Origin of the sequence: Escherichia sp. MOD1-EC6475 (assembly GCF_003046645.1) — a bacterium.
Taxonomy (GTDB): Bacteria; Pseudomonadota; Gammaproteobacteria; order Enterobacterales; family Enterobacteriaceae; genus Escherichia; species Escherichia ruysiae.
This window is the reverse complement of record NZ_PZKQ01000016.1, coordinates 19677-33269: the sequence shown is the minus strand read 5'-3', so window position 1 is coordinate 33269 and position 13593 is coordinate 19677. Positions and strand designations below refer to the sequence as shown.

General features: G+C 43.1%; 15 protein-coding genes and 1 tRNA gene. 1 reads left to right on the top strand and 15 read right to left on the bottom strand.

The genetic code is table 11. From position 1 onward, the window contains the following. Positions 1-53: 53 nt before the first annotated feature. The 13 genes from A7589_RS05355 to proB all read right to left on the bottom strand — a co-directional run bounded on the left by A7589_RS05355 (position 54) and on the right by proB (position 10371). Positions 54-1082 carry a major capsid protein gene (locus A7589_RS05355; protein ID WP_108188757.1) on the bottom strand — a complete coding sequence of 343 codons (1029 nt, stop codon included), beginning with the start codon at positions 1080-1082 and terminating at the stop codon, positions 54-56. 18 nt (positions 1083-1100) lie between these two features. After that, complete coding sequence (locus A7589_RS05350) at positions 1101-1463, bottom strand: hypothetical protein (protein WP_001621213.1); 363 nt, start codon at positions 1461-1463, stop codon at positions 1101-1103. Further along, the gene (locus tag A7589_RS05345; protein ID WP_000898165.1) at positions 1460-1672 is read right to left on the bottom strand and encodes a hypothetical protein; all 213 of its coding nucleotides are present in this window, start codon (positions 1670-1672) and stop codon (positions 1460-1462) included. Before A7589_RS05345 ends, A7589_RS05350 begins: the two co-directional genes overlap by 4 nt. A 331-nt stretch (positions 1673-2003) precedes the next feature. Beyond that, the gene (locus tag A7589_RS05340) at positions 2004-2354 is read right to left on the bottom strand and encodes a hypothetical protein (protein WP_394631501.1); all 351 of its coding nucleotides are present in this window, start codon (positions 2352-2354) and stop codon (positions 2004-2006) included. Further along, positions 2341-2748, bottom strand: a complete 408-nt coding sequence (locus A7589_RS05335) for a hypothetical protein (RefSeq protein WP_108188755.1) — start codon at positions 2746-2748, stop codon at positions 2341-2343. The genes A7589_RS05340 and A7589_RS05335 overlap by 14 nt, the downstream gene beginning before the upstream one ends. 130 nt (positions 2749-2878) lie before the next feature. Beyond that, a complete protein-coding gene (locus A7589_RS05330) occupies positions 2879-3157 on the bottom strand; it encodes a hypothetical protein (protein WP_000617148.1) in 279 nt (92 codons plus the stop codon). Positions 3158-3168: 11 nt separating this feature from the next. Then, positions 3169-3861 (bottom strand): helix-turn-helix domain-containing protein, encoded by a 693-nt coding sequence (locus tag A7589_RS05325; protein WP_108188754.1) that lies wholly within the window; start codon positions 3859-3861, stop codon positions 3169-3171. 51 nt (positions 3862-3912) lie between these two features. Next, positions 3913-4080 (bottom strand): hypothetical protein, encoded by a 168-nt coding sequence (locus tag A7589_RS22920; protein WP_000005056.1) that lies wholly within the window; start codon positions 4078-4080, stop codon positions 3913-3915. Between the two features lie 19 nt (positions 4081-4099). After that, positions 4100-4288, bottom strand: coding sequence for a hypothetical protein (locus A7589_RS05320; RefSeq protein WP_053888552.1), 189 nt, complete (start codon positions 4286-4288; stop codon positions 4100-4102). Positions 4289-7043: 2755 nt separating this feature from the next. Continuing rightward, the gene (locus A7589_RS22915) at positions 7044-7202 is read right to left on the bottom strand and encodes a hypothetical protein (RefSeq protein ID WP_000788777.1); all 159 of its coding nucleotides are present in this window, start codon (positions 7200-7202) and stop codon (positions 7044-7046) included. Positions 7203-7812: 610 nt separating this feature from the next. Further along, positions 7813-7888 (bottom strand) — tRNA-Thr (locus tag A7589_RS05305). A gap of 114 nt (positions 7889-8002) precedes the next feature. Continuing rightward, positions 8003-9256: a glutamate-5-semialdehyde dehydrogenase gene (gene proA / locus A7589_RS05300; protein ID WP_000893311.1), complete on the bottom strand. Its 1254-nt coding sequence runs from the start codon at positions 9254-9256 to the stop codon at positions 8003-8005. A gap of 11 nt (positions 9257-9267) precedes the next feature. Further along, positions 9268-10371: a glutamate 5-kinase gene (proB, locus tag A7589_RS05295; protein ID WP_001285269.1), complete on the bottom strand. Its 1104-nt coding sequence runs from the start codon at positions 10369-10371 to the stop codon at positions 9268-9270. A gap of 287 nt (positions 10372-10658) precedes the next feature. Here proB and phoE point away from each other — a divergent pair, with 287 nt between their 5' ends. Then, the gene (gene phoE, locus A7589_RS05290) at positions 10659-11714 is read left to right on the top strand and encodes a phosphoporin PhoE (protein WP_010355900.1); all 1056 of its coding nucleotides are present in this window, start codon (positions 10659-10661) and stop codon (positions 11712-11714) included. 99 nt (positions 11715-11813) lie between these two features. Here the strand turns inward: phoE and crl are convergent, their stop codons facing one another. Next, on the bottom strand, positions 11814-12215 hold the full coding sequence (gene crl, locus A7589_RS05285) for a sigma factor-binding protein Crl (RefSeq protein ID WP_000174679.1): 402 nt from the start codon (positions 12213-12215) through the stop codon (positions 11814-11816). A 57-nt stretch (positions 12216-12272) separates the two neighbouring features. After that, positions 12273-13517, bottom strand: a complete 1245-nt coding sequence (gene frsA / locus A7589_RS05280; RefSeq protein WP_105282887.1) for an esterase FrsA — start codon at positions 13515-13517, stop codon at positions 12273-12275. Positions 13518-13593: the final 76 nt, after the last annotated feature.

Sequence of the window (13593 nt, the reverse complement as noted above, 5' to 3'; positions counted from 1 at the left end):
AAAAAAAAGGCGAAGCGTGAATACACGCCACGCCTCTAATACACGTTAAAATATTATTTAACAGTGATTTGAACGGAGAAGCCTACACCGTGGTTTACAACCATCTGGCTATTCTCTGTAACAACGTTAACAGCATCACCACGAGAAGATTCATAGCTATAGCTATACACCTCAGCAGGAGCGGTATTAATCAGTTCAAAGGTGCTAGAAGCAGCCCCGTAAATGTTCTGATATACATTAGAGCCTTTAGCAAACTTCGGAACAGCTACAGCGTCTGCGGTCATATGTGCAAGGTGTAGCGGATCTACTAGTTTAACAACATCAATGTTAGTTCCTGGAATAGTGAACGCTGTCACTCCTGGCAGCAGGTCACGACGCTGATACACAACGTTCCCTTCTTCCAGTGGGCTTACATACTGGAATGCGTTTGCCATACCAGCAGAGAATCGAATTGCAGAGAAGGCTTCCGGCTTACAGAAAATAACAATACGCTCTACAGCAGCCGCCTGGCTTTGTGCTTTTTCGATAATGTCAGTAGCAATCTGATCAAATTCTTTAAAAATCTTCGTGGTGTCAGTGCTGGAAGCGTTCACAGTGGCTTTCATAGCTGATACGTTAAACAGCTTGCCCCACTCGATAAGAACATCATCAGTTTTAGGCGTGTAAGTTTTGCCAGAGAACAAAGAAGCCGCCAGCACGCTCTCTTTAGTGCGCTGATACGCTACGTGGTGTTTAGCGATATATTCCGCATAAATATCAGTGAGTGTTTCCTGAAAATCAGTGCCAGACTTACGTTTGCCTTGAACATCAGAGGGACGGATAACATCTTCACGCAGGAAGTAAGGGATTTCAATCAGCCATTCTTTACCTTGTTCTCGCTTAGTAACGTTATGCTCAGAAGAGAAACGAGAGGTTTCTTTGTTAAAGAGAGATTCGTTGCTTTCGACAAGCTGGGAAACAGCTACTTTATGAGAACTAACGCCCACCGGATCAGTAAAATCAAGAGTAGAAAGCAGATAGTTTCTAGTGCTATGCGCAGAGAACAGAGGAGCTAAATCAACGTAATCATTACCTAGAATCATTTATTATTATTCCTTTTATTAAGAAGTGAAAACCGTATTAAAGCCTTCAAGCTGGAAGCCTTTTTTAATTAATGCTGTTTTTGCTGCTTCACTTACAGCATTCAGGGCATCAGCTTTGATGCATACAAGGCCAGCATTGCTACGTAAAACATCTACAGGCTTGTTTTCTCCAGCCGTTACAAATTCACTCATAACAACATAGATATCATCTCCTGATTCATATTTAGCGCCAGTGCTGGTGATCAAGTCTCCGCATTCAACATCAGCAGGAAGAGAAGCAAAAACCTTGTTTTCTACAGAGGCAAACGGATCAGTACAATAAGCCACCAGATCTGTAAACGTCTTCCGACTTGGAAAAAGAGTGTCTAAATCAATAATCATTTAGTAATCTCCTTAGCTTTTAATTTGATTAATTCATTAAGGGAAGGTGTAGACGGAGAAGAAGGAGAAAAATATTTTTCAACACATCTTTCTACTTCCTCTACAGAACACCCAGCGTATTTAGCTACCATTTCGGTAATTTGTGGATTAATTCGCAGCATTTCATCTTTATACTTGATGATTTGCTCTTTATCATTTAAGAACAACATTTACATAAACCTTGTTACCTTGTTTAAAGTAAGAAATACAACTTTTAAGTTGCATAACGGGCAAAATAAAAGGCAGCATTTAAAGCCGCCTTTGTAATTACCCTATGTTATGCACACTCCAAGATGTATGCATAACAAAGGAAAAAAGAGGTAATAATGACACAGTATTACTTAAGGAGGAGAAGCGGGGAGCGGAGATTTTACTCCCCTTTAACGACAAGAAGAATTTTTAATATCGAACCAATAAAGGAAAAATAATCACCCTATATAATTATATTAACATACAATATATGAAATGTCAAGATATTTTACAACTTTTTTGTTGCTTTTTTTATTCTTCTGTGATAGCAGCGCCTAAGCGTTGAGCGAGTTCAACAAGTCCATCTCCTACATAGCGAACGTCCGATTCAATATCTTCTATCCAGTTTGATAATTCCCATATCTGATCGGCTGTCAGGTATGCGTTTTCGCGCTTACAGAGCATCTCTACACGCTTACAGAGGTGCTCAAAGGCATTCACAGCTACATCCCAGTGTTTAAACGCCTCATTTAGTGCCGCTGGCGTGTTTTCTTTGTATGCTTCAAGTTCAGCGCGGTTTAAAGGCAGGAGGTAATCATCCTCATAATAATTAATTAGTGAATAAATTGTGTCATACGTGTTATTCATATTAAAAGTCTCCATAGTGATCAGCACCATCTAAATGGAATTCTGGAACTAAATTATTTAGGCCATTTGTGGCGAGATAACCGACGTAGTGGTTATAGTCTTCAAATCCTAAAATCTGGTATTTGCGCAAATCAGAGCTATCAACGATATACTCTTTTCTTTTTCTAGGTTTCCAGAATACGCCAGGTGTTGAAGATAAGATTTCTTGTAAGGCGTTAAATTCATCTCCACAAGGCACAGAGGGAGAATGTTCTATGATCTCTGTTTTCCATTCGCCAGGGGCGCTATTTTGCTTGGTGAGCGTAACTAGCTCTTTAAAGTCTTTGCGTCTTAGAATAGATTTAGGTTTACTTAGAAGAGAAGCTGAATCACCGATTTTCTTAACAACATTGTTTTTTCTTTTTGCCATTTACTTTTCCTTTTCTTTTAAAGGAAAACACCCCGAAATATGTTTCTAACGTGAGAAAGAACAATAACCAATACATAGCTACTATCATAATAATGTTTTCCTTTTATATTTTAATTACATAGAGAGATCTTTAGAGAGTGGAATAGATGAATTCTATTTCTTTGTCTAATCTTTTGAGATTGAATGTAGAGAAAGATAATTCTTTAATCTCTATAACACCGAAGTTTGATAGCTGTTTCAGCCAGAATTTTAAACCATCTTCAGAGCACCCTGCTCGATGTAACACATCGCTATATTTTAGCGGTGTTGGCTTTCCTTTATAGAGGTAAGCAAGTGTTTCATAGATGCGTTTTCCTGTGTCGTTACACTGAATTCTGTCTACTTGATTTTTTACTAAATATTGAATCATAACCCTCCTTATTAAAATGGAATATCAAAGTCTTCATATACTTTGGGATGTTTCTTAGCAAAATATGCCTCAATACCATTTGGTCGTTTTAGCCCGTATCTACAAGCTAGTGAATTTGCAAACTCAATAAATGATGCCCCTGCTGTTCTTTTGTGTTTCTCCCGGATGATAAGAGATGCAAAATTCTCTAACACATCCTCCTCATTATCATTAGCTACCTTTTCACTTGATGAAACAGGTGTTTCTTCCGTCTCCCACGGCAAAGGCGCATCCCAATCATCATCAAGAACATCAAAAGAAGGCTGTTTATGGCCTTTAGGTTGTTCCTGTGCTTCTTCTGCCTCAGAAAGATCAGAGAGTGATGATTCTCCTGGGGGGGTAATATGTGCATCTGTGAGAGGGAGAGCATTGTAAATCAAAGATGAAATATACGGATCAGGATGTGGGGATGTTTCTAATAATCCCATCTCTTTAAGATCGTTTATCTTACGTTTAATTGTTGACGCTGAAGACTTAAAAATCTTAGCTAATGTTTCGTGACTTTCATAACAATTAAGGTTGTTTTCCTGATAACTAAGGAATCGAAAATAAAGCACAATATGTAATAGCTCTAAATCTTTTCCTTGAGGGAATTTATCAGAATAAATCTTTGATACATTATCAAACGTGTCATAGTGTTTTGTAAAAGTTAGTTGATTAATCATTAAAAATCTCCTTATAAATCACGCTTAATGCGCTACTAAAGTGAATGAGGATCACTTACCCTTTTTTTGTTTGATGTTCTCTGCTGCTTCAGTAATGATTTCTAACATCAAATCACTGACCATAATTTGCCTTTTCTTGGCTTCAGCAAATAAAACCTTGAAGATTTCAGGGTCAACGTGTAGGTAAGTGCGCGGAATTGGTTTCTTAGTTTCGCTCATAGTTTTCTCCTTCTATTCTTTACTCTGTTTCAGATTCTTTTTCATTTTTTCTTAGTTCATCAATAATTTTTAGTGCTGCATCGAAACATTTTTCACGCTCTGGATAACCTCGACTCCTTGCCATATTACGATTCATTACTACTTGATGGCGTGTAAGCTCACCTTTTTTAAATGCCTGGATGACGTGCTCAGGTGTAAACCATTTCATAAAAAACTCCTTATTCAGTTAAAAGAAAAACACCTTGCAAGCCTGACGGCTTCAAAGTGCATTGATTTTGATTATTTAGAGAAGAATGTTTTTCTGTCCCTCTAATACCTATTATTACATATAAAGAAACATTTGTCAATACCTTTTCACAAAAAATCTGATCTTTTTCATGCACTTACATTTTTTCTTAGCAATTCGTGCTCTTATGTGTAGTGCTATTCTTCCTTATTGTCTAAAACGCTCTAAAACGCGTTCTAACGAAGTTTTGATAAAAGCAATACATTCTCTTATGTAGAGGTTGTTTAGCTCGCCAGAGGCTTATTTAAGGGGCTTATTTTGTATTTGTTAGGTATATGAAAAGGTAATGGTAGATATAAGATAGAGAGTCACTTTATAAAACGCTCTGTAAAGCCCTGTAGTGAGCTTATATATGTAGGCAATGCGTTTCCATTCCCTACCCTGCTTAATGCTGTTAGAGAAGCATTTAGACCCCTTATTTTTAATTAATTAAAGTATCCTCTATACCTTGTGTTATGAAACACCTCTGAATCCTTCATAAAACACATTATGACGCAAAGAACACTTTTCTAAGGTGATTCCCTTCCTGAATGCTGTTTCTTGCGTCAAAGAGCTACACAGAGCTTATAAAGCTATTATTAATAATAAAGTAGATAAAGTAAGTAAGATAACTAAGATAGATAAGATTAATAAGATCAGAATTCTCTTTCGGTGTCGCCTCTGGCTTTTCCACCGAAAACAATTACACGACTACAGAATGTAGGAAGTGGAATTGTATTGAGGCTTAGTGAAATTACACGAGGAAAGCAGAGTGTAATTGAGCTTTAGCCGCTCTCTCTTCGAGTAATTACACAACTACAGAGAATAACGAGAGTTATTAAGTGTAGGAGGGTAATTACGAGGTAGAGAGATAGAGTTAACACATAAGCAATCAGTATGATTGGTTAGGTGATTACTCTTACTGCGCACAGCGCAATAGTATTTCTTCGTGGGCGTTACCGCCACGATAGTTACACGAAGAAAGTAACGCTTTGCTTTCGGTGTGAGCGGAACGGGCCAGCCACGAAGCCCGAAAGGTAGCGGAGTAAGGCTGCTTGCCAGAGAGTGAAGCTAACGCCGGAAGGCAAAAGATCATATATATAGATATAAAGAATATTATTATTATGATCTAATTAATAATCTAATATAGTTTTATTAATAGTCTTATTGTAGTTCACAGTGACCTACCCCCTAGCTCACTATGACCTACCCCCTAGCTCATAGTGAACTACCCCCCTAGTTCACAGTGACCTACCCCTAGTTCACTGTGAGCTACCGTTACATTCAATCATCTTCCGATGTGTAATATCGTTACATTCAATAATTAGTCTATGTAACATATCGTTACTACCAACTTTCTTACAAAGAGCATTTCAGATAGCTGAATGTAACCTCTCGTTACATCCATTTGTCACATAGCACTCTGTGTAATGCCTTTCTATGTGTAATGCCATAATCCCCCCTATATTCCCTGTGTAAATCATAGAATATCCCTAACTTATTCCTGTGTAATTCCATACTAAAAATTCAATGAAAAAGTAGCTTAAAAGTTCAATTCTTACTTTCTTCACTTTTACATCACTTTCGCAAATCCTTGTGTAATGCGGCTTACAGAGCACCATCAGAAATTGTTGGCTAAAAATTAATCTATTATTTGTCGAATGAGTTCTCTCGTTTGTGCAAATTTTAAAATTTATTTTGTTTTTATAGCCTTATTTCGTGTAATGCGTGGCATAGCAAGCCCTTTTCTTGTGTTGTCAAGACATTTGGCAACGTTCAAACATCTGTTTAGAAATGCCAAATTGTTGATCTAACAAATAAACCTGTATAAACAGAACACCATTTAATCTATTCCCCTGTGTAATCCACTACATCACACGATAAAAACAAAAAAACCTTTAATTATATTTCATATCATACAAAAGTCAACAGAAGCCCTCTCGTGCTCCTACGTAAAAAATCCATCACTTTTCCCCTGATACATCAATTCAAGGCGTTCTATGTGTTCCTTAGTGCATATTACGATTATTATGTTAAATGGATTTTGGCCTATATTTTGACCTGTACCCGCATAAACACTGGTTTCATCGCTTACAGCCCTTGTGAGACGTGGTGCTGTTTCTAGCATCTGATCCGACATAAAACCGATCATTCTCGTGTTTAGTGAAAGTTTAGTGAGAGACATTACAGAAAGGCTTTCTGTGTAATGATTTAATAGGTAAAAACGATGTTGATTACGCAAGAAAATTCCTTGCTGATATTTGGGGATTCTGGATTTTCCAGATCGGGGGGCGCTGAAAATCGCGTTAAGCACCTCTCGCAATCTAGCCATAAGGGAGGGGCTTCATATGTATTCAAAGGGATTTATAGGTATTTAGATGTATTTATAGCTATTTATGGCTATTTATTTTTTATTTATCTTTATTTAAAAATAACCTTATAAATCAATAAGATACAGAACTATCTGTTTATATTTTAATCAATTAAATCAAGTTTAATACCCTTAAATACCCTGAAAATAGCCTTAAATACCCCAATAATTAATTTTAAGGTTTTCCGTGTTCTCTTCTGCATTATGAAAATGCAAAATAAGGCACAAAACAAGCGCACAGACGCATTAAACACACATCACCTATACATCCCTATACCAAGCAATAAAAACAGCGTTAGAATGCGTCTTGTTGCGTTCTGGAGATTTTCAGAAATCCTCTCTAAGCCATTTCAACTCACTAAGGAGTTTTCTTTCTTCGTTTTCTCTCTGTTTACGCTCTAGCCAGGCTTTTCCTTCTGGCGTAGACAGGAACTTACGAGCGTGAATCTTGCGGTTATTACGTTTGATAGCTGCAATGTTTTTCATCGTGTGCCTCTGTATTCATATGAAAATTAACAAGTTACATACTACACAGGGAGACTACGCATAAAACACAATACAAGTAAAGATACATTTTCAAGACAATAGGAGCCATAAAGCGCCTTTGATGGGCTACCCCAAAAAATAAGCGCCGTAGGCGTATCCACTAAAAAGGGCTTTTTCACAAAAGCTATGAAGTCTTAGCAGTTCTTCTCTTATCAGGCACCCGTTGTAATCCGGTGGACGAAACCGGGGCTAGAGCTTGATTCTTTCCCGATCAAGTTAGGTTTTGAAGAGGTGGGCTTTAATCCACATATACACTTAAAACTACTCTTCCCATCATTTAGCCTGTTTATCCTCTGCAACGTCTCACGACGTGTAGCATCATTGGACACCGCGCCAGGTGTGGAACATCTTGCTAAGAGTTTTGGTAGAAGGTTTAGAGACGGTGGCACGTCTTCCAGCTTCAAAGGAACTTGTTACGAGGTTGAGCCTGGGAACTACTCGCCCATACGTGTTACACTACCAAAGCCCATAACAACGTATAGGCGTTTGTAAGTGATAACAGAAGATACAATTTCTTAGAGAAGTTAAGCTAAGTTATTGATTTTCTTAATGGTGCCGATAATAGGAGTCGAACCTACGACCTTCGCATTACGAATGCGCTGCTCTACCAACTGAGCTATATCGGCCCTGAAAGGACATGTTCACGAACGTGAATCACGGTGGACAAGGTTAAAACTAACCGGGCGATGCGTCAATGGCCTTGTGAATCAAACGGCTACTTTTGCATCACCCGGTTTTATTTACGCACGAACGGTGTAATCACCAATGCCGATCCACTTGTAGGTGGTCAGCGCTTCCAGCCCCATCGGGCCGCGCGCGTGGAGTTTTTGTGTGCTTACCGCGACTTCCGCGCCAAGACCAAACTGGCCGCCGTCGGTAAAACGCGTAGAGGCGTTAACGTAAACAGCGGACGAATCCACTTCGTTAACAAAACGCTGGGCGTTACGCATATCACGCGTCAGGATCGCATCGGAGTGTTGCGTGCCGTGTTCACGAATATGCGCGATGGCATCGTCCAGATCGCTGACGATTTTGACGTTCAAATCTAATGACAGAAACTCATCGTCGTACTCTTCGGCTTTAACAGCCACCACCTTCGCGGGGCCTGCCTGCAACTTCGCCAGTGCAGCAGCATCTGCGTGTAATGTCACGCCGCTTTCCGCCATTTGCTTGCTTAATGCGGGCAGGAAGCTATCAGCGATGTTTTTATTCACCAGCAACGTTTCTACCGTATTACACGTACTCGGGCGCTGAGTTTTCGCGTTGACGATTACTTTCAGGGCTTCAGCGATCTCTGCACTTTCATCAACGTAAATATGGCAGACGCCAATACCGCCCGTGATCACCGGTATCGTCGACTGTTCGCGGCACAGTTTATGCAAACCAGCCCCGCCGCGCGGGATCAGCATGTCGATGTATTTATCCATACGCAGCATTTCACTCACCAGCGCACGGTCAGGGTTATCAATTGCCTGAACTGCGCCTGCCGGTAAACCGCAGGATTGCAGGGCGTCCTGAATCACCGCCACCGTTGCAGCGTTAGTGCGACAGGTTTCTTTACCACCGCGCAGGATCACCGCGTTACCGGTTTTCAGGCACAGGGAAGCGACATCAACCGTCACGTTCGGGCGCGCTTCATAAATTACGCCAATCACCCCCAACGGCACGCGACGACGCTCCAGACGCAAACCGCTATCCAGCACACCACCATCAATCACCTGCCCCACCGGATCGGCGAGATTACACACCTGACGCACATCATCGGCAATGCCTTTCAGTCGCGCGGGCGTCAGTGCCAGACGGTCAAGCATCGCTTCGCTAAGGCCATTGGCACGCGCGTCAGCAACATCCTGGGCGTTAGCGTTGAGGATGCTTTCGCTTTGCGCTTCCAGTTCATCGGCGATCTTTTCCAGCACACGATTTTTTTCGCGGCTGGAGAGTTGCGCTAATTTATACGAGGCTTGCTTCGCGGCAATGCCCATTTGTTCCAGCATCGGCCTGCTCCTTAACGGGTAATCATGTCATCACGGTGAACGGCAACCGGGCCATATTCATATCCCAGTATTGCATCAATTTCTTGCGAGTGGTGTCCGGCAATGCGACGCAATGCATCGCTGTTGTAACGGCTGACGCCATGAGCAATATCGCGACCTTCGAGGTTGCAAATACGAATGACTTCACCACGCGAGAAGTTGCCGCTCACGCTTTTAATACCTTTCGGCAACAGGGAGCTGCCGCGTTCAAGAATGGCGGCGGTCGCCCCTTCATCTACAGTAATTTCACCCGCCGGTGGCGCGCCGAAAATCCAGCGTTTACGATTTTCTAAAGGCGTTGCCTGGGCATGGAACAGCGTACCGACAGAAATACCTTCCATCGCATCACCAATGACGCCCGGCTTGTTACCTGCGGCAATAATAGTGTCGATCCCCGCACGGCAAGCCACGTCAGCGGCCTGCAATTTGGTGCCCATACCGCCGGTTCCGAGACCTGAAACGCTGTCACCGGCAATCGCCCGCAGTGCGTCATCAATGCCGTAAACATCTTTAATCAGTTCTGCCTGCGGATTGTTGCGCGGGTCAGCGGTATACAAACCTTTTTGATCGGTCAGCAACAACAGTTTATCGGCACCCGCCAGAATCGCCGCCAGCGCAGAAAGGTTGTCGTTATCGCCGACTTTAATCTCCGCCGTAGCAACAGCATCGTTCTCATTAATTACCGGAACAATGTTGTTATCGAGCAGCGCACGCAACGTATCGCGGGCGTTCAGGAAGCGTTCACGGTCTTCCATATCGGCACGGGTCAGCAGCATCTGCCCGACGTGAATGCCGTAAATTGCAAAGAGTTGTTCCCACAGTTGAATCAGTCGACTCTGCCCTACCGCCGCCAATAGTTGCTTCGAGGCGATAGTCGCCGGCAGTTCCGGGTAACCCAGGTGCTCACGTCCGGCAGCAATCGCGCCCGACGTCACAATGACTATCCGATGCCCGGCGGCATGTAACTGCGCGCACTGGCGAACAAGTTCTACGATATGGGCACGGTTCAGACGGCGCGATCCGCCTGTTAGCACACTGGTGCCGAGTTTTACCACCAGCGTCTGGCTGTCACTCATGATTCTCTGCCATTCAATTTTAGGAAAAATGATATCAAACGAACGTTTTAGCAGGACTGTCGCCGGTTGCCAACCATCTGCGAGCAAAGCATAGCGTTTTGTTGCGCGGGATCAGCAAGCGTAGCGGCAGTTGTTTACGTTTTTATTACAGATTTAATAAATTACCACATTTTAAGAATATTATTAATCTGTAATATATCTTTAACAATCTCAGGTTAAAAACTTTCCTGTTTTGAACGGGTCTCTCCCGCTGAATATTCGCGCGTTAATTAAAATCAGGAATGAAAATGAAAAAGAGCACTCTGGCATTAGTGGTGATGGGTATTGTGGCATCTGTATCAGTACAGGCCGCAGAAATATATAACAAAGACGGTAATAAACTGGATGTCTATGGCAAAGTTAAAGCCATGCATTATATGAGTGATAATGACAGTAAAGATGGCGACCAGAGTTATATCCGTTTTGGTTTTAAAGGCGAAACACAAATTAATGATCAACTGACCGGTTATGGTCGGTGGGAAACGGAGTTTGCCGGAAATAAAGCGGAGAGTGATACCGCACAGCAAAAAACACGTCTCGCTTTTGCCGGGTTGAAATATAAGGATTTAGGTTCTTTCGACTATGGACGTAACCTGGGCGCGCTGTATGACGTCGAAGCCTGGACCGATATGTTCCCGGAATTTGGTGGCGACTCCTCGGCGCAGACCGACAACTTTATGACCAAACGCGCCAGCGGGCTGGCGACGTATCGGAACACCGACTTCTTCGGCGTTATTGATGGCCTGAACTTAACCCTGCAATATCAAGGGAAAAACGAAAACCGCGATGTTAAAAAGCAGAACGGCGATGGGTTTGGTACTTCACTGACGTATGACTTTGGCGGCAGCGATTTCGCTATCAGTGGAGCCTATACCAACTCTGATCGCACCAACGAGCAGAACCTGCAAAGCCGTGGTTCGGGCAAACGCGCCGAAGCGTGGGCAACGGGTCTTAAATACGATGCCAATAATATTTACCTGGCAACCATCTATTCTGAAACGCGTAAAATGACGCCAATTTCTGGCGGTTTTGCTAATAAGACACAGAATTTTGAAGCGGTCGCGCAATACCAATTCGACTTTGGTCTGCGTCCATCTTTAGGTTATGTGCTATCGAAAGGAAAAGATATTGAAGGTATCGGTGATGAGGATCTGGTCAATTATATTGATGTCGGTGCCACGTATTATTTCAACAAAAACATGTCAGCGTTTGTTGATTATAAAATCAACCAACTGGATAGCGATAATAAGTTGAATATTAATAATGATGATATTGTCGCGGTTGGGATGACATATCAGTTTTAATAATATTGCCGGATGCGGCGTGAACGCCTTATCCGGCCTACGAAAACCACTATTTCAGGCCGGAAGAGATGCTCAAATATCGCATCCGGCACTTTTCACTCACGCCGTTAACTTCACCGGCTCATCACGAAAATCATCCGCCGGTTCCAGCTTCAGATTCAGCGTCGCCAGCAGTTCACGCAGCTTTTCATGAAACTCGCGCAGGGTGTGCTCCAGCCGCTCAACCACTTCCGCATCTTTTACCTGAACATGCGTCCAGTCGCCTGCTTTATCGAACAGACCAAACTGGTAACTGTAGGTAAAACGGGATTCCTGCGCTTCCAGTTCCATCCACCAGCCCCAGAACTCACGCACTTCCGGTGCCGGCTTCACATTGACGCATACAGCCAGACAATCGAAAAAGAATCGATTATCTTCGCACTTACCTTCACGAATATACGGGCCTAGTGCGGTAAATTTTTTGATCAATCTGCTTTTCGGGTGTCCACTCGGTAACGTCATTGCGATCTCCTGTTGTGAAGCAACTGTTTTACCAAATTGACAAAATTTAGCAAATTTTTAACACAATCGCTTTTCGAGCCAGTTGGTAATTTCCTGGAGTGCTTTGTCAAAATTCCGATACACAGGATTAAATGGAATTTCTAACAATTTACCGTCAGCAGATGACGAAGTGATTAATCGAGAATCCTCTTCCGGGCTGAACGGATCGTTCTTCCAGAAGCCTGATAACATTGGCGTTGGGCAGCGACGTCCCAGCAACCCTTGCACTTTCAATGAATAGCGATTCAGCTCTACACGTAACGCTTCATCGGAAGCATCGTGCATCCCTAAACGACTCGCCAGAACGTCAAGATACATTTCCGGCACCTGTTGTTGGCAATTAAAATCACTCAGCAAGGTGTGAACCACTGGACCTAAACAGGCCACAGCTTTCAGACGCGGCGATTCAAGGTAAGCCAGACGTACAGCGACGTTAGCACCAAAACGGAAACCAAAGGCCGCAACGCGTGTGTGATCTACCCACGGCACGTTAGGCAGAGCCTTTAACACATGCTGATGCAGAAGGCTGGAATCCTGGGTGAGTTTCCATTTTGAAGAAAAACCAACCGAAGGCATATCGATAGTCAACATCGCAATGCCGCGCGGCGCAAAATAACGCTCATAAAGGGAGTAATAGTCCGTTTGCATCGCATCCAGACCACCACACATTAATACTGTCGGGAATGGACCATCGCCTTTTGGCATATGGAGAAACCCGGTGATGGGCGCGCCCCCCGGCACAGTGAATTCCATTTGCCGCATCGTTCCTGGCAGACGTTGCGCCGCTTCTTCATAAGCGCGGTTTGATAACGTCTGCGCCTGTTCTGCCAGATCATCACCCTTCAAGTGTGGATAGGCAGCAATATTGTACAACGTCGCTGCGTGCAGCCAGTAACGACCGCTGACTTGTGGATTTTCTTCCGTACACGCTTTCTGTTGCCACAACATCGCCTGGGTGGTCCACTCATAAATCCAGTTACCGCCACGGTAACCAATCACCGTATCGTACAAATCATTGTCGGTGCGTTCGGCATCGCTCATCACAATACGCGCCTGGACGTCGAGGATTTCACGCGGATCAACGCCGCGCCAGATCCACATCAGGCGGTTAATCATGCGATACCAGTGGGGAATAGTTTTGCCATCAAGAGCCGACTGCACAGGCGGTTGTGCACCGTGATTAAAACGGCGGACAAGCGTCGAGGTTTCAGGGTGTTTAAAGCGGGGTTTGAACAGGGTTTCGCTCAGGTTTGCCTGTGTCATGGATGCAACCTCCAGGAATACTTACTGGAAGCTATTGTAACTCGCCTGCAGTTAAAAAGAACAACGCCCGGCAAAG

Coding starts and splice junctions, on each gene's coding strand:
- A7589_RS05355 (WP_108188757.1), bottom strand. CDS start 1,082: ATGATTCTAGGTAATGATTACGTTGATTTAGCTCCTCTGTTCTCTGCG.
- A7589_RS05350 (WP_001621213.1), bottom strand. CDS start 1,463: ATGATTATTGATTTAGACACTCTTTTTCCAAGTCGGAAGACGTTTACA.
- A7589_RS05345 (WP_000898165.1), bottom strand. CDS start 1,672: ATGTTGTTCTTAAATGATAAAGAGCAAATCATCAAGTATAAAGATGAA.
- A7589_RS05340 (WP_394631501.1), bottom strand. CDS start 2,354: ATGGAGACTTTTAATATGAATAACACGTATGACACAATTTATTCACTA.
- A7589_RS05335 (WP_108188755.1), bottom strand. CDS start 2,748: ATGGCAAAAAGAAAAAACAATGTTGTTAAGAAAATCGGTGATTCAGCT.
- A7589_RS05330 (WP_000617148.1), bottom strand. CDS start 3,157: ATGATTCAATATTTAGTAAAAAATCAAGTAGACAGAATTCAGTGTAAC.
- A7589_RS05325 (WP_108188754.1), bottom strand. CDS start 3,861: ATGATTAATCAACTAACTTTTACAAAACACTATGACACGTTTGATAAT.
- A7589_RS22920 (WP_000005056.1), bottom strand. CDS start 4,080: ATGAGCGAAACTAAGAAACCAATTCCGCGCACTTACCTACACGTTGAC.
- A7589_RS05320 (WP_053888552.1), bottom strand. CDS start 4,288: ATGAAATGGTTTACACCTGAGCACGTCATCCAGGCATTTAAAAAAGGT.
- A7589_RS22915 (WP_000788777.1), bottom strand. CDS start 7,202: ATGAAAAACATTGCAGCTATCAAACGTAATAACCGCAAGATTCACGCT.
- proA (WP_000893311.1), bottom strand. CDS start 9,256: ATGCTGGAACAAATGGGCATTGCCGCGAAGCAAGCCTCGTATAAATTA.
- proB (WP_001285269.1), bottom strand. CDS start 10,371: ATGAGTGACAGCCAGACGCTGGTGGTAAAACTCGGCACCAGTGTGCTA.
- phoE (WP_010355900.1), top strand. CDS start 10,659: ATGAAAAAGAGCACTCTGGCATTAGTGGTGATGGGTATTGTGGCATCT.
- crl (WP_000174679.1), bottom strand. CDS start 12,215: ATGACGTTACCGAGTGGACACCCGAAAAGCAGATTGATCAAAAAATTT.
- frsA (WP_105282887.1), bottom strand. CDS start 13,517: ATGACACAGGCAAACCTGAGCGAAACCCTGTTCAAACCCCGCTTTAAA.